General features: G+C 37.4%; 16 protein-coding genes and 1 pseudogene. 10 read left to right on the top strand and 7 right to left on the bottom strand.

Annotated elements, in window-relative coordinates; translation table 11 throughout:
• Positions 1-1,707, bottom strand: coding sequence for an ABC transporter ATP-binding protein (locus V5290_RS10440; protein ID WP_333385110.1), 1,707 nt, complete (start codon positions 1,705-1,707; stop codon positions 1-3).
• 531 nt (positions 1,708-2,238) lie between these two features.
• Here V5290_RS10440 and V5290_RS10435 point away from each other — a divergent pair.
• The 3 genes from V5290_RS10435 to V5290_RS10425 are packed head-to-tail and all read left to right on the top strand — an operon-like array spanning position 2,239 to position 3,834.
• Complete coding sequence (locus V5290_RS10435) at positions 2,239-2,634, top strand: DNA polymerase III subunit psi (RefSeq protein WP_333385107.1); 396 nt, start codon at positions 2,239-2,241, stop codon at positions 2,632-2,634.
• Positions 2,618-3,082, top strand: coding sequence for a ribosomal protein S18-alanine N-acetyltransferase (gene rimI / locus V5290_RS10430; protein WP_333385104.1), 465 nt, complete (start codon positions 2,618-2,620; stop codon positions 3,080-3,082). Before V5290_RS10435 ends, rimI begins: the two co-directional genes overlap by 17 nt.
• An 11-nt stretch (positions 3,083-3,093) precedes the next feature.
• Complete coding sequence (locus V5290_RS10425; protein WP_333385101.1) at positions 3,094-3,834, top strand: RNA methyltransferase; 741 nt, start codon at positions 3,094-3,096, stop codon at positions 3,832-3,834.
• Positions 3,835-4,514: 680 nt separating this feature from the next.
• On the opposite strand, the gene V5290_RS10420 is transcribed toward V5290_RS10425, so the two are convergent.
• Together V5290_RS10420 and metK are read right to left on the bottom strand one after the other, a co-directional pair.
• Entirely contained in the window at positions 4,515-5,009 is a 495-nt protein-coding gene (locus V5290_RS10420; RefSeq protein ID WP_333385099.1) for a SprT family zinc-dependent metalloprotease, read from the bottom strand.
• Between the two features lie 24 nt (positions 5,010-5,033).
• A complete protein-coding gene (gene metK / locus V5290_RS10415; RefSeq protein ID WP_333385097.1) occupies positions 5,034-6,182 on the bottom strand; it encodes a methionine adenosyltransferase in 1,149 nt (382 codons plus the stop codon).
• Between the two features lie 250 nt (positions 6,183-6,432).
• On the opposite strand from metK, the gene mepM reads away from it, so the two are divergent.
• The gene (gene mepM / locus V5290_RS10410; protein ID WP_333385094.1) at positions 6,433-7,761 is read left to right on the top strand and encodes a murein DD-endopeptidase MepM; all 1,329 of its coding nucleotides are present in this window, start codon (positions 6,433-6,435) and stop codon (positions 7,759-7,761) included.
• A gap of 73 nt (positions 7,762-7,834) precedes the next feature.
• Positions 7,835-8,176, top strand: a complete 342-nt coding sequence (locus tag V5290_RS10405; protein ID WP_333385091.1) for a DUF3802 family protein — start codon at positions 7,835-7,837, stop codon at positions 8,174-8,176.
• 84 nt (positions 8,177-8,260) lie between these two features.
• On the opposite strand, the gene rsd is transcribed toward V5290_RS10405, so the two are convergent.
• Entirely contained in the window at positions 8,261-8,734 is a 474-nt protein-coding gene (gene rsd / locus V5290_RS10400) for a sigma D regulator (RefSeq protein WP_333385088.1), read from the bottom strand.
• Between the two features lie 453 nt (positions 8,735-9,187).
• Between rsd and nudC the strand changes: the two genes are divergently transcribed.
• From nudC to purD, 5 genes are all read left to right on the top strand, one after another.
• Positions 9,188-9,994 (top strand): NAD(+) diphosphatase, encoded by an 807-nt coding sequence (gene nudC, locus V5290_RS10395; RefSeq protein ID WP_333385084.1) that lies wholly within the window; start codon positions 9,188-9,190, stop codon positions 9,992-9,994.
• Positions 9,995-10,123: 129 nt separating this feature from the next.
• Complete coding sequence (hemE, locus tag V5290_RS10390) at positions 10,124-11,188, top strand: uroporphyrinogen decarboxylase (RefSeq protein WP_333385083.1); 1,065 nt, start codon at positions 10,124-10,126, stop codon at positions 11,186-11,188.
• A gap of 147 nt (positions 11,189-11,335) precedes the next feature.
• Positions 11,336-11,833 (top strand): GNAT family N-acetyltransferase, encoded by a 498-nt coding sequence (locus V5290_RS10385; protein ID WP_333385080.1) that lies wholly within the window; start codon positions 11,336-11,338, stop codon positions 11,831-11,833.
• 172 nt (positions 11,834-12,005) lie between these two features.
• A complete protein-coding gene (purH, locus tag V5290_RS10380) occupies positions 12,006-13,598 on the top strand; it encodes a bifunctional phosphoribosylaminoimidazolecarboxamide formyltransferase/IMP cyclohydrolase (protein WP_333385077.1) in 1,593 nt (530 codons plus the stop codon).
• 155 nt (positions 13,599-13,753) lie between these two features.
• Positions 13,754-15,040 carry a phosphoribosylamine--glycine ligase gene (gene purD / locus V5290_RS10375; protein WP_333385074.1) on the top strand — a complete coding sequence of 429 codons (1,287 nt, stop codon included), beginning with the start codon at positions 13,754-13,756 and terminating at the stop codon, positions 15,038-15,040.
• A gap of 126 nt (positions 15,041-15,166) precedes the next feature.
• Here the strand turns inward: purD and V5290_RS10370 are convergent.
• From V5290_RS10370 to V5290_RS10360, 3 genes and pseudogenes are all read right to left on the bottom strand, one after another.
• Positions 15,167-15,910 (bottom strand): annotated as a pseudogene (locus tag V5290_RS10370) (alpha/beta hydrolase family protein); the annotation flags it as partial.
• A gap of 226 nt (positions 15,911-16,136) precedes the next feature.
• Positions 16,137-16,412, bottom strand: a complete 276-nt coding sequence (locus V5290_RS10365; RefSeq protein WP_113820039.1) for an HU family DNA-binding protein — start codon at positions 16,410-16,412, stop codon at positions 16,137-16,139.
• A gap of 169 nt (positions 16,413-16,581) precedes the next feature.
• Positions 16,582-17,160 (bottom strand): YjaG family protein, encoded by a 579-nt coding sequence (locus tag V5290_RS10360; protein WP_333385070.1) that lies wholly within the window; start codon positions 17,158-17,160, stop codon positions 16,582-16,584.
• Between the last annotated feature and the right edge of the window lie 217 nt (positions 17,161-17,377).

The following is a 17,377-nucleotide window of genomic DNA, read 5'->3' as shown; positions in this document are numbered from 1 at the left end:
TTAGAGACTGTTCCGTAACCCTTTAAATTCAGGCATTAAAGAAATCAAATGCTTACTGTAAGCATGTTGAGGTTGAGTAAATAATTGCTCACTCTCATTCACTTCTAATAATTGCCCTTGTTGCATTACCCCAATACGGTCACAAACCTGACGTATTACTGGTAAATCATGGCTAATAAATAACATGGTTAAATTTAGCTCATCCTGTAAATCTTTTAATAGATTTAAAATTTGTGCTTGTACCGATACATCTAACGCCGAAGTTGGCTCATCGCAAATTAATAAACGAGGGCGAGTTGCTAATGCTCGAGCGATAGAGATTCGTTGACGTTGACCACCAGAAAACTCATGTGGGTATTTAACACCAGCCATTTTTCCTAAACCAACATGGTCTAGTAGATCGAATACAATTTGTTGAATTTGCGATTCAGAGGAAGCTAGTTTATGAAAGCGAATTGGTTCTGCAATGATGTCATAAATCTTCATACGAGGATTCATTGACGTATAAGGATTTTGGAAAACCATCTGCATTTGACGGCGGAAAGGGCGACGCTCACGTTCTGATTTTATCGCCGTTAAATCGATTCCTTCAAAGGTGATCTTACCTTCATTAGGTGGATATAAACCGGTAATAACACGTGCAATCGTTGACTTGCCTGAGCCTGATTCACCTACCAGACCAAAGGTTTCACCTTCATTAATACTGAAACTAACATTCTTGTTAGCTTGTACATACTCTCGTTTGCTTTCAAAAAATGAATCCTTCGTTACAAAACGTAAACTAACGTTTTCAACATTTAATAGCGGCCCTTGATAGTCACGTTGCTGTTCTCTTTGTCCTAACCAATGATTTTTGATATCCAAGGCTTGTAGTTCATTAGCTTCTTCAATGTAGCTCACCAGAGGAAATCGATTAAGTTTACGGTCTGAACGAGGTACTGCTGAAATAAGGCTGCGAGTGTATTCATGGTCAGGATCTGTGAGAACTTTGCTTGTTTCTCCAAATTCGACAAGGTCTCCTCGATACATGACTGCCACTTTGTCGGTCACGTTCGAGACTACGCCCATATCATGGGTAACCAACATGCAGCCAACATTTTTTTCGAGACACAAGTTACGAATTAAAGTTAGGATTTGATCTTGAATCGATACATCTAAAGCAGTTGTTGGTTCATCAGCGATGATTAAATCAGGTTCACCTGCGAGAGCAATAGCAATAACAACACGTTGACGCATACCGCCTGAGAATTGATGAGGGTATTGTTTAATACGTACTTCTGGCTCTGGAATTCCTACTTGTTGCATAAGATTAATAGCACGTGCTATCGCATCGCCTTGTGAAACATTTAGATTCGCATGAATAGTTTCCAAGAGCTGTTGTTCAACAGTAAACAATGGATTTAATGAGGTCATTGGATCTTGGAAGATAAAGCCGATTTTATTGCCTCGTACTTTGCGCATTTCATCCAATGTTAAACCTGAGATCTTCTGACCATCCAAAAATACATCACCTGCAGCGATCACTCCAGGTGGACTGAGTAAATCGATAATAGCATTACCGACAGTAGATTTTCCTGCACCTGACTCACCTACAACACCAACGATCTCTCCTCGATTAATTGAGAATGATAGTGACTTTACTGCTGCGTGTACGCCAAATCGAGATGGATACTCAATACGTAGGTTGCTAACTTCTAATAATGACATTTAATAATCCCTTATTGTTTTTAAGGATTTAAGCTTTAAAAACGATTGAGTAAATTGATTTTTTTGTGACATAGAACGCATCCATTGCTTCCTTTGGGTGACTTAATGTCATAAGTATTGAGCAGATCACATTAATTTATGTGACCTATGCCCACAATTATTAAATACAATTTGTGCTGCATACTTCAAAATAACAGTATTTTTATCGTATATTAAGTAACCAAAAGTAACATATTTAAGCAATGTTAACTGCTGACAACCTTGATGTAGATTAAAGTACGGTGCAATTTGGACTAAGTTAATGAGTCTAGATATGACTATAATTAGCATAAACCTGATTAAGTGGTCAACTTGTTGATGTCAGAGGCGACATAACATTCTGTTTTTTGATGCGACTGTTATACTTTTAATGGAAGCTGGATAATGTTTTTGCTTTTTTAAGTAGATAACAGCGCTAGTTTAAGGCTAATACTTCGATCCATGACTGATCAATGTTATATTAACAGCTCTATTTTCGATGCTAGGCTGATTATGAAACACCAACAGGCGGTTTTTTTACAAGAAATGGGGATCACTCATTGGCAAGTAAGAAAACCTGCGTTATTTAAAGCTGAAGAAGTTCATAAGCAGCTAAATTTATCGTATTGTGAATTATTGGTTGTGTGTACTAAGGAAGATCAACAACATCCATTAATGGAAGCCATTCTTAATGCATTTGAGATTGATAAAGATAAAGTCACTTATTGCTCTTTAGCGCAATTTGAAAATCAGCAAGGAACATTACCGATGCTGATATGGTCAACCATTGGCCAAATTGAAGTTGCACCTGGTCATCAACTTTTACATTCCCCTGCGTTAGTAACGCTAGCCGAACAACGTCAAGCTAAACAAATATTATGGAAACAATTCTGTGCCTACCATCAATAATCCAGAAAGCACGTCTATTATTGCGATGGCCATTAGTGACTTACCTGAAGTATTAACCATCGAAGCAGCCGCACATAGCCATCCCTGGTCAGAAAAACTATTTATGAGTAATTTTGGCAAGCGTTATATTAACCATGTATTACTTTTCAACGGAAAAGTAGCTGGCTATTTTGTTGCAAGCTATGTGGCGGGAGAAGTAACTCTGTTGAATATTGCAATTGCCCCTGAATACCAAGGGCAAGGGTTGGGGAATCTCCTATTGGGGTATTTACAACGTTTCTCCACAGAGTTAGCACAGCAGGAGATTTGGTTAGAAGTACGCGCATCAAATCTTGCTGCTATTAAGTTATATCAAAAGTTAGGTTTCGTTGAAGTTGATATTCGACCTGCGTATTACCCCACCGATAATGGTCGTGAAGATGCGATTATTATGTGTTGTTATTTATAATTGGAAAAAACATGATTTCTAAAAATCAGTTAAAACTCATACATTCTTTAGAGCTTAAAAAGCAACGTAAAAAATTAGGTTTGTTTCTTGTTCAAGGTGAAAAAAATGTTGGTGAATTATTTCAATCTGATTTTGAGATCGTTAATTTATTTGCGACTACCGACTACATTAACAAACAAGCGAAGCAACTGACTGAGTATCAATTAATTGCTAAAACTGTTGAAAGTGGTGAAGAAGAGTTGAAAAAGGCTGGCACTTTAAAAACCAATAATAGTGTTATTGCTGTCGTTAAGTGCAAAGTATTTACCCCTCCTGAGCAGCAAGCCGGTTTAGTATTGGTACTAGATCAAGTAGGAGACCCTGGAAATCTAGGCACGATTATTAGAGTTGCTGATTGGTACGGCATTAAACATGTTGTATGTAGCCCAGATTGCGCAGATCTTTACAATCCAAAGGTAATTGCTGCAACCATGGGGTCTTTTGCTCGTGTTCAGGTGAGTCATGCACAGTTAACCGAGTATTTAAACGAACAGAACAAACCAATATTTGGCGCATTTTTAGAAGGTGATAATATCCATCAATGTCGCTTGCCAAATAGCGCATTTATCGTAATGGGCAGTGAATCCCACGGGATTTCAGATGCAGTGGCAAAATTGATTACTGATAAAATAACGATTCCTAATTTTGGTCAAGCTGAATCATTAAATGTGGCGATGGCAACTGGTATTATTCTGGATAACTTCAAAAGATAGTGAGCAAGTTAACATTTTTCACTTTTTAAAAATCCGATCTTTGTATCGGTTTTTTTATGTCTACGTTTTATAACTTCAACTTTTTACCTTTCTTTAATCATTTTGTTAATGAATAAAAATCAAACAAAACAATAAGATAGTTACTAGTCATTTTACCGAATAAAAAACAGTCAAAAAATTAATGATAGATTTAAAAAATTCTTGATGAGGATTACTGACTAGTGTTCAATAAATTTTTTAAAATTATTGATTTTATTTGTTGACAGATAATAATGATATCTATTATCATTTAGTTGTTAGCAGAGATAGTGGCTATTAAGTTGACTGAATTTATGAAGTAATCATCCTGTCCAGATGATGAAACATAAAAAGGAGTAAGTCCTTAGTAGGTGGTAAACCCGTTGTTTCTGTAGGGAGTAAAAGAATCGTCCTATTCTTCAATACTTTCTATAACGCAGACTTATGCTGATAACGCACATTGTTAGTATAGGTTAAAATGAATCTTGTATCGCACAATGCAAGGTTCAGTAATAGATAAGCTTTTCCATGAAAGTTTATCTACACCATGGGATAAGCCACCCATCGGTGAATTGGTAAAATTAATATTGCAGCCTATAAAGGCGGGGGGTTGGAGTAGTCTGCAATATTAATCCACACTTAACTCTTTTTTATAAACTTTTTCAATTATCAACTTCAACCGCTATTAATGCAGACTTACATTGCCGACATAAATAGGTTGTACCTTTCTTAATTTTATTGTGGCGCCGGATAGTTAATTGATGCTCATTACACTCACAGCGATAAGTAAACAGTTTCCCTTGTACATCAGAGACATCTAATTGATGCGTGGTTGAAGCTGGGAGCTTAAAAACCTGGGTCATCATGTTTTGCCACTCTTTACCGTGAGGTCGCACTTTGCCGAACAATTGGTAGGTGATTAAGTGCGCTATTTCATGGGCAACAACTTGTTCAATAAATATTTGTTTATTTTGGGAATAAAGTACCGGATTAAATTTAATGATGTTCTTTTGCAGGTGTGCTGTGCCAGCGCTTCGACCTCGTTGGTTGAAGAAGTAGGTGGGCCTTGGAAAATGGCGATCAAAAAAGCACTCGGCTATGATGAAACAATCTTCACCTTTTGCAGCAAGTGCTTTTTTATCTTCAAGTGTTAGCATTAATCTGTGGTCGTTAAACTCGGATTAAAATGCAGCTGCTTTTAAAGCTTCTACTTTATCTAGCGATTCCCAAGGGAATTGCTCGCGACCAAAGTGACCATAAGCTGCTGTTTCTTGGTAGATTGGTTTAATCAGGTCTAACATTTCGATTAAGCCATATGGGCGAAGGTCAAAGTGCTCACTTACTAGGCTTACGATTAAGCCTTTTGCCACTTTTTCAGTACCGAATGTTTCTACACTAATTGATGTTGGCTCAGCAACACCAATGGCATAAGAAACTTGAATCTCACAACGGTCAGCTAAACCAGCAGCAACTATGTTTTTTGCTACGTAACGTGCTGCGTATGCGGCACTACGGTCAACTTTTGATGGATCTTTACCTGAGAATGCACCACCACCGTGACGAGCAGTACCGCCATATGTATCAACGATAATTTTACGACCTGTTAAACCACAATCACCTACTGGACCACCAATAACAAAGCGACCTGTTGGATTGATATGGAATTTAGTACGTTCAGATAATAGATCTGCTGGTAGTACTGGTTTAATAATCTCTTCCATTACTGCTTCAACTAAGTCTGATTGCTTAATATCTTCACGGTGCTGTGTTGATAATACAACCGCATCGATACCTACAATTTTACCTTGATCATAAGCAAAAGTTACTTGGCTTTTTGCATCTGGGCGTAACCAGTCTAGTTGACCACTTTTACGTACTTCAGCTTGTTTTTTAACAAGACGATGTGCATAAGTAACAGGAGCTGGCATGTAAACTTCAGTTTCATTAGTCGCATAACCAAACATTAAACCTTGGTCACCAGCACCTTGCTCACGTGGGTCAGAGCGATCAACACCTTGGTTGATATCTGGCGATTGTTTACCAACTACATTTAATACAGCACAAGAATCTGCATCAAAACCCATTTCCGAACTAGTGTAACCAATATCACGTACTGTTTTACGTGTAATTTCTTCAATATCTACCCAAGCATCAGTAGTTATTTCGCCACCTACCATGACCATGCCTGTTTTTACGTAAGTTTCACAAGCAACACGTGCTTTAGTATCTTGTTCTAAAATTGCATCAAGTACCGCATCAGAAATTTGATCGGCGATTTTATCTGGATGACCTTCAGAAACTGATTCTGAAGTAAATAAGTCACGTGACATGTGAACTCCTATTCGGGGTATTTAAATTAAAAGTTTTGGAAGTTTTTACATCTAGACGTCCATAATACATTTTTTTGTAATGGATAACACCCTATTATTTTTAAATAAGATAGAACTGTTTTCATACTTTAATAGTCGTAAAACAGTAAAATTGCTGTTTATTTGTCTTAAATATAGTTTTTCTATGGGTTATACTTGCAACTATTTAAATTTTGCGGTTATGTTTTCCCCTGTCTAATCGAGATCGTTTATGTCTTTGTCGCTCCAATGTAAAATCATGTTTAAAAAAGCACTTTTCTTTGTAAATAATTTACCCCGCTTACATTTTTGGGTAATTATTTCTTTATTTCTATTTTTACTTATTATTAGCTTTATCCCCACTCATGGAGATAAAAATAAAAAGATCAAACGAGAGCTGTCATTACCTATTAGTGAAGCAGCTAAAGGTGATTATGCTGCAGCTGAGCCCCTTGATGTTCTCAACGAAGGCGGTGAAAAGCTGTTTCCTGAGTTCTCTGGCAACCGAGAGGTTCAAAAGACCATTTCCGCTGGCGATACATTAAGCGAGATATTCTCTGATGAAGGGATTTCTGCCGCTGTGCTACAGGAATTATTAGAAGCGGATACAGAGTACCTGCGTTTAGCTAATTTATTGCCAGGCCAAGAAGTACAATTATTAATCAGTCCTGATAATCAGTTATTAGCATTAAAGGTGATTATTGATCGTGCAAATACCCTTAGTTTTGTATTAAAGGATGGTGCTTATGCATCAAAGTTAGATATAAAAAAGGGCGAATGGCGTAATAGCTATTACCAAGGCAGCGTCACTGGTAGCTTTTACGTTAGTGCAAAAAAAAGTGGATTATCTGCTAGTCAAATTCAACAAGTATCAAGTGCCTTACAAGATCAGTTTGATTTCAATCGTCAATTACGGGTAGGCGATACTTTTCATGTGCTAGTCGCTAAACAATATATCGAAGGCGCTTATAGTTTCGATAGTGAGGTGTTGGCGGTCATCATTAAAACAAAGTCGCGTAATTACACTGCCTTCTTAAATGAAGATGGGCGTTATTACGATAAAAACGGCAAAGGATTAACTAAAGCCTACCGTCGTTATCCGGTCAATGGGCATCCTAGAATTAGTTCTCGCTTTAATCCGCGTCGATTACACCCTATTACTAAACGTATTAGCCCTCACAATGGAACCGACTTTGCTGTACCTGTTGGTACAAATGTCTATGCAACCGGAGATGGTGTTGTGGTTCGTGCTGGATATCACCCTGCTGCAGGTAACTACATAGTGATTAAGCATGGTCGTAAATATACAACGCGTTTCTTACACTTAAGTAAAATTCTTGTTCGTAAAGGGCAACGAGTTGAAATGGGTAAGTTGATTGCTAAGTCTGGTAATACAGGGCGCTCTACTGGAGCTCATTTACATTATGAATTCCATGTTTACAATAAACCTGTAGATGCTATGAAGGTGAACTTACCTTTGTCGCAGAAAGTACCTGAAAAAGAACGCAAAGCCTTTAATGAACGTCGTGATCTATCATTACGCGAAATGGGCGAACTGTAATTATATTCTAATCATGCTTAATTTCGTGCTACACGGCATTAAGCATATTATTTTTAGATAGAGAAAACATGTTATGTTATTAAAAAGTGATGCATACGATGCATGCATTGGTTATTTTGCTGATAATCTAAGTATCTTTGAAGGTAGTACTAGACCCGCTACAGGTGAAGTCATTGCAGATATTGTACTAGATGAAGTATCCCAGTTATTAATGAGTTTTTGCGAGCAACAACCACAATTAAGTAATGAAACGCGCTTAATGATCGTCGCTGAAGGGGATAAGTTAGCTGAAGATATTGAACAAATATTAGGGAAGTGTTGGGAATATAAAGCTTCTCAAGCTCAAGTTGAATTTATAAAAGAATATTTCCTACTAGTAAAAAACAGTTTGGATTCACAAGTACCTTACCTATAAATAATTCAAATCTACAATCAAGCTAAAACTAATGAAGTAGTTTTTAGCTTGATTTAAATCCATTATATTCTTATTTAAATAGTGTTATGCAAAGGTATGATGTAAATGTACCACCTCTAATAGCTTATCTTCACGTTCAAATCGGCTTTCTATTACTTGTCCTAATTCAGATAAATCTTGGTCGAAGTTTAGTAAAGTTTGGTCTGATGCATTTTCTGCATAAGTATCATTGAAATTAAGAGCAGTATCCGTAGTGCTGGTTATTTTTGAGTAGAGCTCTTGTGCTTTTTTTAAATTTTCTTCACCATCAAGTTTTGATTTCTCAATAATTTGTTCATAAATTTCAAAGTGCCCCGTAGAGGCATAGTCTAACAGTACTTGGCAAAACTCAGTAATAACTGCTTGTTCAGGTAAACCTCGTTTTTCTTGCTGGTAGGGAGGAAGCCCTGCTAATTTACAATATAAAATAACTAATACTTGTCGTTCATCTAACCAGTTATCTAAGATGGACAACGTTCCACCCCATTCTTCTTTTGCCTGCTTTAGTTTTTTAAGCATGAAACCTCCTGTAAGTGAATCGTCGTCAATGACGTAAGTTAATAAACTAATACCAATCACACTAAGTAACTGATCTATTTTGCTTGTTAAAATAACTTATTTCTTCGTTGTAACTTTCGTAAATAGAACAACTATTTAACTTAAGTTACGCCTTAAACTAAGTCATTTTTCCTGCGCAAAATTTAGATCACTTATTTAATGCAATTGGTATAATTAACGTTAAATAGATATTTAGTTTATGCCACTTGTCAATGATTTAATGTGAACTTATGCTCAATTACCTAATGTATAAGCACAAAATATATATATTTATAGGTGTTTGTATCATTACTGATAATAGTTGAAATGGCTACATTTATTTGATGTTTTTGATGGGCAATTAGTCACGAGCAGGGTTGTTTAATGGCTATGTAATGTTGCATTATACCTAATCATTTTTACAAGAGTAACGTTATGCCTGAATTGACTGTAAAAGAAGATGAAAATGCTTGGTGGTTTCTTTTATCAAAAGGAAAGTTAGTTGCTTTAGATAAAGGTGACTTGATCCCTTTTGGTTGCATCAGCGAATTACCTTTCCCTGGGGACCTCACTAACAACAAACGATTATTAGGTAAGTATCAAGACCAACCATGTTATCTCGTTGATTTACCAGAACCAGTCGACGTTGGCATTGGAGAATATGTTGGATTACGTTCGTTACTAGGGCGTATTGATGATCTACTTTTTGATATGGCAGGTCGTGCCTTTCAAATTAGTCTTTTTTATAAAACTCACCAATTTTGCGGGCAATGCGGGCAAAACATGAATCCCATTGACTGGGAAATTGCAATGAAGTGTTATCATTGTCAGCATCGAGCTTACCCTCGGGTATCGCCTTGTATTATCGTTGCAATTAGGAATAAGAAAAAAATATTACTAGCCTTGCATAGTCGTCATCATAAAGATAATTATCCTGTTTACACGACCCTTGCTGGTTTTACTGAAGCTGGAGAAAGTTTAGAGGCTTGCGTAGAAAGAGAAGTATTTGAAGAGGTAGGTTTAAAGGTAAAAAATATTCAATATGTGAGTAGCCAGCCTTGGCCATTCCCACATTCATTAATGATGGGTTTTATTGCTGATTATGCTTCAGGAGAAATTATTGTCGATCCACATGAGTTAGTAGAGGCAAACTGGTACGACATTGATAATTTACCTCTCGTACCAAAGCATGGCACAATTGCGCGAAAATTAATTGAAAAAACATTAAAACGATGTCGTTAAGCTAGGGCTTAGGTATCGAAGTGATAGGTAATACCAAATTCATTTTTGAAGAAAAGAACGGTATATTCTATCAATAATTTAGAATTATCGTGTAAAAGCTATTAATAGCTAAAATAGAAAAGGTTACTAATGACAGATTTAAAAAACGATCGCTATATTCGTGCTTTGTTAAAGAAAGAAGTAGATAAAACACCTGTCTGGATGATGCGCCAAGCTGGACGCTATTTACCAGAATATAAAGCGACTCGTGCTCAAGCTGGTGATTTTATGTCGTTATGCCGTAATGCTGATTTGGCATGTGAAGTAACCTTACAGCCTTTACGTCGATTTGATTTGGATGCTGCTATTTTATTTTCTGATATTTTAACTATTCCTGATGCAATGGGATTAGGTTTGTATTTTTCTGAAGGTGAAGGTCCGCGATTCGAGCGACCTATTAGCTGTAAAAAAGACGTTGATAACCTTATCATGCCTGATCCTGAAGGTGAGTTGCAGTATGTGATGAACGCGGTTCGCACTATTCGCCGTGATTTGAAAGGCGAAGTGCCATTAATTGGTTTTTCTGGCAGCCCATGGACATTAGCAACTTATATGGTGGAAGGGAGCGGTTCAAAGTTTTTCACTAAAATTAAAAAAATGGCATTTGCTGACCCACAAATTTTACATACATTATTAGACAAGTTAGCTGATTCAGTGATCAGTTACCTTAACGCACAAATTAAAGCGGGTGCACAGTCGGTAATGGTTTTTGATACTTGGGGTGGTATTTTGTCGCCGCGTGATTACCAAGATTTCTCATTACAATATATGCATAAAATTGTTGATGGTTTAATTCGTAATCATGAAGGACAGAAAGTACCTGTTACTCTATTTACTAAGAATGGTGGTCAATGGATAGAGAAGATCGCTGATACAGGTTGTGATGGTATAGGTTTAGATTGGACTATTGATATTAAAGAAGCAAAACAGCGCGTAGGATCACGTGTTGCGCTACAAGGTAATATGGATCCATCTATGTTATATGCCTCACCTGAACGTATTCGAGAAGAGGTGGCGACCATCTTGGAAGGCTATGGTAAGGGCACTGGACATGTGTTTAATCTTGGTCACGGCATTCATTTAGACGTACCGCCAGAAAATGCTAAAGTGTTTGTTGATGCGGTACATGAGTTAAGCACACCTTACCATCAGTAAGCATAAACGTTGTGTAGATTGACCTTATAAAACATGCTTCGGCATGTTTTTTATTTTGCATTGATCTCTCATTTTTAACCCAATAGAGTTAGTTGTTTAATTTTTGAACGATATGATGAAGTCTCATTTATTATTAATGAGGTTAATATGTCTTTGTTTATTGAGTATCAGCAACTAAGCGTTCGCCCTTTCACTGCAGAAGACAAACAAGATTTTGTGCGGCTAGTTCAACACCCTTTATGTATGAAATATAGCATTACAGGAATCTTGTCTGAACAACAGGCGAATGACTGCTTTGATACTTTGCTCAATAATAAAAAACATAAAATGTACGCTATTCAATGTGTTAATAGCGGTTTTGTCATTGGTTGCACGGGGTTACAAGATTGCTTTATTGATGAGCAAATAGAACCTTCCTTCATTATTCGTTTATTACCTGACTTCCATCATCATCAAGATTTACTACCCACCTTGGGATTGCTCGTTAAGCAGCTTCTAGTTGTGTATAAACTATCGGAATTGCAGACTGTCATTTCACAAAATAATCAATTTAATATGCAATTAATGGCTGCGTTAAATTTTGAAAAAACTAAAGAAGTGACATGTCGTGGTATTGCAAGTTACCTTTATAAAATAAAATCATGATCACGGTTATCAGTGAATGACCAAAATTCCTGTCTTTTTTTGATTTTTTATCTAACAAAGTGAATAAAATGCTTTCGATTCGGGTAGAATGCGCGCAAGTTCAACTTTTTGGAAAAGCCAATCAATTGAATGTTTCACCGATGAAAACATTAACCGAGGAATGTGAAAGATAATGGAAAATAGCCGAACAATTAAACGAGCACTGATCAGTGTTTCTGATAAAACTGGTATTGTAGAATTTGCACGTGAATTAGCCGACAAAGGCGTTGATATTCTATCAACTGGCGGTACATGTAAATTACTTGCAGAAAATAATATTAAAGTGACAGAAGTTTCTGATTACACTGGTTTTCCAGAAATGATGGATGGTCGTGTAAAAACATTACATCCTAAAATTCACGGTGGCATTCTTGCTCGTCGCGGTATCGATGAAGATATTATGGCAAGCAATGACATTCAAGCGATTGATATGGTAGTGGTTAACTTATACCCATTCGCAGCAACAGTGGCAAACCCTGATTGCACATTAGAAGACGCTATCGAAAACATCGATATCGGCGGACCAACGATGGTACGTGCAGCGGCAAAAAATCATAAAGATGTTGCTATTGTTGTAAACGCTTCTGACTACGGTCGCATTCTGTCTGAAATGAATGAAAATGATGGAAGCTTAGTTTACAAAACACGTTTTGATTTAGCGATTGCTGCTTATGAGCACACTGCGCAATACGACGGTATGATTGCTAACTATTTCGGTACTATGGTTCCAACTTACGGCGAGAACAATGAAGGCGATGAGGAATCTAAATTTCCACGTACTTTCAACGCTCAATTCCAGAAAAAACAAGATATGCGCTATGGTGAAAACTCTCACCAAGCAGCAGCTTTTTATGTTGAAAACAATATTCAAGAAGCCTCTGTTTCAACAGCAACACAGTTACAAGGTAAAGCTTTATCTTATAACAACATCGCTGACACTGATGCAGCACTAGAATGCGTTAAAGAATTCTCTGAACCAGCTTGTGTGATAGTTAAACACGCAAACCCATGTGGTGTTGCTGTTGCAGGTACTATTCTTGATGCTTACGAAGGTGCGTACAAAACAGACCCAACGTCTGCATTCGGCGGTATCATAGCTTTTAACCGTGAGTTAGATGCAGTTACCGCAGAAGCAATTACTTCACGTCAATTTGTTGAAGTGATTATTGCACCTTCAGTGAGCAAAGAAGCTGCTGAAATAGTGGCAACGAAAAAGAACTTACGCTTATTAGAATGTGGTGAATGGGCTGAGCAAACAACTGAGTTTGATATCAAACGTGTAAACGGTGGTTTATTAGTACAAGATCGTGACCAAGGTATGGTCGGACTAGATGACTTGAAAGTTGTGTCTAAACGTCAACCGACAGAATCAGAAATGAGCGATTTACTGTTTAGCTGGAAAGTCGCTAAGTTTGTTAAATCAAACGCTATTGTATACGTTAAAAACAGTACAACAGTAGGTGTAGGCGCAGGTCAAATGAGCCGTGTTTACAGTGCTAAAATTGCCGGTATTAAAGCATCTGATGAAAACCTAGTGGTTGAAGGTTCAGTAATGGCTTCTGATGCATTCTTCCCATTCCGTGACGGTATTGATGCCGCTGCTGAAGCGGGTATTAGTTGTGTTATCCAACCAGGCGGTTCAATGCGTGATGACGAAGTTATCGCGGCTGCCGATGAACATAATATGGCAATGGTGTTTACGGGAATGCGTCACTTCCGTCATTAATCTCGCTGGGTGTCGCACTTATTGTCTGAACTCCGCATTTGCGCCTGATTTCAGAAAAGTTGCTTAACCCAAACAAGATTAATCTATTTGAATATTGCAAGGCGAACCTATGTTCGTCTTTATTCTTTTAAAGAAAATATTTTAAGGTTTCTAAAATGAATATATTGATTATTGGTAATGGCGGTCGTGAACATGCATTAGCATGGAAAGCGGCACAAAACCCTGAAGTTAAAAACGTGTTTGTTGCTCCTGGTAATGCAGGTAGCGCACTAGAAGATAAAGTCTCTAACGTTAATATTGGCGTAGAAGATATCGATGCATTGGTGGCCTTTGCTCAAGAAAATAATGTAGAGCTAACGATTGTTGGCCCTGAAGCACCTTTAGTTATTGGTGTGGTTGATGCTTTCCGTGAAGCAAAATTAGCGTGTTTTGGGCCTACTAAAGGCGCAGCACAGCTAGAAGGCTCTAAAGCTTTCACTAAAGACTTTTTAGCGCGTCATGATATTCCAACGGCTTGGTACGAAAACTTCACTGAAATTGAGCCTGCTTTGGCTTATGTTCGTGAGAAGGGCGCACCTATTGTTATTAAAGCCGATGGTCTTGCTGCTGGTAAAGGCGTAATTGTAGCGATGACGTTACAAGAAGCTGAAGATGCGATTCAAGATATGTTAGCGGGTAATGCCTTTGGTGAAGCTGGACACCGTGTGGTGATCGAAGAGTTTCTTGATGGTGAAGAAGCGTCGTTTATTGTTATGGTAGACGGTGAAAATATTGTACCAATGGCTACTAGCCAAGATCATAAACGTGTTGGTGATGGGGATACTGGTCCAAATACTGGCGGTATGGGGGCTTATTCTCCCGCTCCAGTAGTAACTCAAGAAATGCATGATCGTATTATGGATCTAGTGATTCGCCCTACAGTACAAGGAATGGCTGCTGAAGGTAATACTTACACTGGTTTCTTATATGCGGGTCTTATGATCATGGCTGATGGCACGCCTAAGGTGATTGAATATAACTGCCGCTTTGGTGATCCAGAAACTCAACCTATTATGCTACGCATGAAGTCTGATATCGTTACTTTATGTTTAGCAGGTGTTAATGGAGAGCTTGATGGTATGGTTGCAGAGTTTGATACTCGTGCTGCCATCGGGGTGGTATTAGCTGCAGGTGGTTACCCAGCTGATTACTCTAAAGGCCATGTTATCTCTGGTATTCCAGAGGCCGCTGAAGGGCTTAAAGTGTTCCATGCCGGTACAGCAGAAAAAGATGGTCAAGTAGTGACTAGCGGCGGTCGAGTACTGTGTGCAACAGCATTGGGCAATACAGTTACAGAAGCGCAACAGAAGGCTTATGAATTAACTAAGAAAATTAGTTGGGATGGTATGTTCCATCGTAATGATATTGCTTACCGTGCAATTGCACGTGAGAATGAGAAGTAATTATTCAATAAGTAAATAGCTGATTATAAAAAGCCCCGTTATCAATCCAGATAACGGGGCTTTTTTATAGATGATTGTATAAATATCTAATTGAAACTATTAAGAAGCAATACGAATAGGTGAAAGTACGTATCTATTTGCCCATGCCGCAATAACATCTGCTGCATATTCAGCATCTTCTTTTTTCGTTAACAAATGATCTGCGTTATCTAAGCTTACAAAGCTCTTAGGATGTAATGCTGCTTGGTAGATTTTTTCAGCTTCCTTTATGCTAACCGTATTATCAATAGGTGAGTGCATAACTAATAGAGCGCGCTTCAGTTTGCTAATATGACTGTTTCCATAACTATTAATATCATCTAAAAATTGTTTTTGTATAGTGAAATCACGCCCTGCTAAGTTAACCTTTGCAGCACCTTTTGTGTTGATCTCATCGATATGTTCAGAAAAGTTATGCGCAACGTGTGCTGCATCTGAAGGAGCGCCTATAGTCACTACTGCAACTGTTTCTAGTAATTTATTTGCAACACCTAATACAGCTGCACCGCCTAGACTATGACCGATCAATAGCTTAGGAGCTTCATACTCGGTACGTAAGAAATCAGCTGCTGCCACTAAATCACGAACATTAGATGAGAAGTTAGTATTTGAGAAATCCCCTGCACTACTGCCTAGCCCAGTAAAATCAAAACGGAAAACAGCAATCCCTTTTGCTGTTAATGCTTTACTGATACGCGATGCTGCTGCGACATCTTTACTACAGGTAAAACAGTGAGCAAATAGCGCGTAAAATTTAATGTCAGATGCTGGTGTTTCTAAAACACCGCTAAGCATGTTACTTCCATTAGTAAATTCTACCTTTTGGCGCATGCCGGACTCCTTATGAGTAATAAATTATGTTGATAAATAGAAATGCATATTAGATCACATTTTTAGTGAAATTAACATGAATATTGACATTATTTAACATTTTTGAAACAAAAAGATTGCAGATAGAAAATATGGGGAAGGTGTACATAAAAAAACCCTCTAAAAAGAGGGTTTAATATAATTAAACATTAACAATAAGTCATAGGCGCTATGACAAAAATAATGATTATTTGTTTACAGATTCTTTAAGCGCTTTGCCAGCAACAAAAGCAGGAACGTTAGCTGCTTTAATTTCAATGTCTGCACCAGTTTGTGGGTTACGACCTGTACGTGCTGCACGATGATTTACTTTGAATGTACCAAAGCCGATTAGTTGAACTGGTTCGCCATCTTTTAGACTGTCAGTAACACTAGCTAAAATTTGTTCTAAAGCTGCTTTAGCTTGTACTTTAGTTAGGTCTGCTTTTTCTGCGATGTCTGCTACAAGTTGAGTTTTGTTCATTATTTGACTTCCGTTAGTATAAAAATATGCGTAAGAATTTAAACACTTATTTAATGTATTGCATTCATTCCTTGCAAGTAAAGCATAATCACTTTAAAAATGAAGAAACGAGCAATTTATTTAGCTTAATGTGTTAAAAATCACAAAATTATAATGATTTCGCGCGATTCTACAGCGTTGAGATACCAATGCTAGTACTTTCTAACGCCTTGATATGGACTCTTATTGATTTAATAAGTTCAGGACTACGTTCATTTTCTAACATATCAAGTAAAGTCTCTTGCAGCGCTAGTTGCTCAATAAATAATGGCTCTTGTAGTAACTCTTCTTCGTTAATCTCTTGATCCGTTTGTAATTCAATGAAGCTAGCAATAGTTGCAAAGCTAGTTTGGCTTGCATTAAGTGCTTCTTCTTTTGATTTTGTAGTAAAAGAGTTAAAGATGCATTGCGTGATAACACAATAGTCAACGGCCGGATAAACACCATAAAAATCGTAATCACTCGTTTCAGGGATAATGGCATTAAAATTTTCTTCTTGAATCGTAAAATTAATTTTTGCACCTTTTACGGTCATTTTTTCCCAAAATAGTTGTAGGATATTTTCAGCGATACTAGCATTTTCGCTTTCAATTGCTTGGCTAAACATAGTGAAATGTGTGATATTTTGCTCTGCTAAAGCCATACAGAATACGCTTTGTTGCCAAGCTTGTAGATTCGTCAGGCGGTCATTAATGGAAAGCGATAACATAATCGTCCTATTGGTACTTTCAAAATAAGTTAAGATTATAGGCAAATCAACAATCTGTCTTTATATATTTGATTCTTTTAATGAATAGTTGATTTGAAAATGATCAGGTTCATCTCTGAGAATAGGTTAATTTAAGAAATTGTCCCGTCCTGATATAGGTTGACAGTATTTTAATTAAAACGCCTGGTGTACTTCATCGGGCGTTTTATATTTTAAG

The sequence above is a fragment of the Psychromonas arctica genome (assembly GCF_036697365.1).
GTDB lineage: Bacteria > Pseudomonadota > Gammaproteobacteria > Enterobacterales > Psychromonadaceae > Psychromonas > Psychromonas arctica_A.
This window is presented reverse-complemented; position numbering and strand designations above follow the sequence as displayed.

Excerpts from the sequence above, each read along its gene's own strand:
- mepM (WP_333385094.1), top strand. The coding sequence starts at position 6,433 with ATGTCTTTGTCGCTCCAATGTAAAATCATGTTTAAAAAAGCACTTTTC.
- V5290_RS10440 (WP_333385110.1), bottom strand. The coding sequence starts at position 1,707 with ATGTCATTATTAGAAGTTAGCAACCTACGTATTGAGTATCCATCTCGA.
- metK (WP_333385097.1), bottom strand. The coding sequence starts at position 6,182 with ATGTCACGTGACTTATTTACTTCAGAATCAGTTTCTGAAGGTCATCCA.
- V5290_RS10435 (WP_333385107.1), top strand. The coding sequence starts at position 2,239 with ATGAAACACCAACAGGCGGTTTTTTTACAAGAAATGGGGATCACTCAT.
- nudC (WP_333385084.1), top strand. The coding sequence starts at position 9,188 with ATGCCTGAATTGACTGTAAAAGAAGATGAAAATGCTTGGTGGTTTCTT.
- purH (WP_333385077.1), top strand. The coding sequence starts at position 12,006 with ATGGAAAATAGCCGAACAATTAAACGAGCACTGATCAGTGTTTCTGAT.
- purD (WP_333385074.1), top strand. The coding sequence starts at position 13,754 with ATGAATATATTGATTATTGGTAATGGCGGTCGTGAACATGCATTAGCA.
- V5290_RS10405 (WP_333385091.1), top strand. The coding sequence starts at position 7,835 with ATGTTATTAAAAAGTGATGCATACGATGCATGCATTGGTTATTTTGCT.
- rsd (WP_333385088.1), bottom strand. The coding sequence starts at position 8,734 with ATGCTTAAAAAACTAAAGCAGGCAAAAGAAGAATGGGGTGGAACGTTG.
- V5290_RS10365 (WP_113820039.1), bottom strand. The coding sequence starts at position 16,412 with ATGAACAAAACTCAACTTGTAGCAGACATCGCAGAAAAAGCAGACCTA.
- hemE (WP_333385083.1), top strand. The coding sequence starts at position 10,124 with ATGACAGATTTAAAAAACGATCGCTATATTCGTGCTTTGTTAAAGAAA.
- V5290_RS10420 (WP_333385099.1), bottom strand. The coding sequence starts at position 5,009 with ATGCTAACACTTGAAGATAAAAAAGCACTTGCTGCAAAAGGTGAAGAT.
- V5290_RS10425 (WP_333385101.1), top strand. The coding sequence starts at position 3,094 with ATGATTTCTAAAAATCAGTTAAAACTCATACATTCTTTAGAGCTTAAA.
- V5290_RS10360 (WP_333385070.1), bottom strand. The coding sequence starts at position 17,160 with ATGTTATCGCTTTCCATTAATGACCGCCTGACGAATCTACAAGCTTGG.
- V5290_RS10385 (WP_333385080.1), top strand. The coding sequence starts at position 11,336 with ATGTCTTTGTTTATTGAGTATCAGCAACTAAGCGTTCGCCCTTTCACT.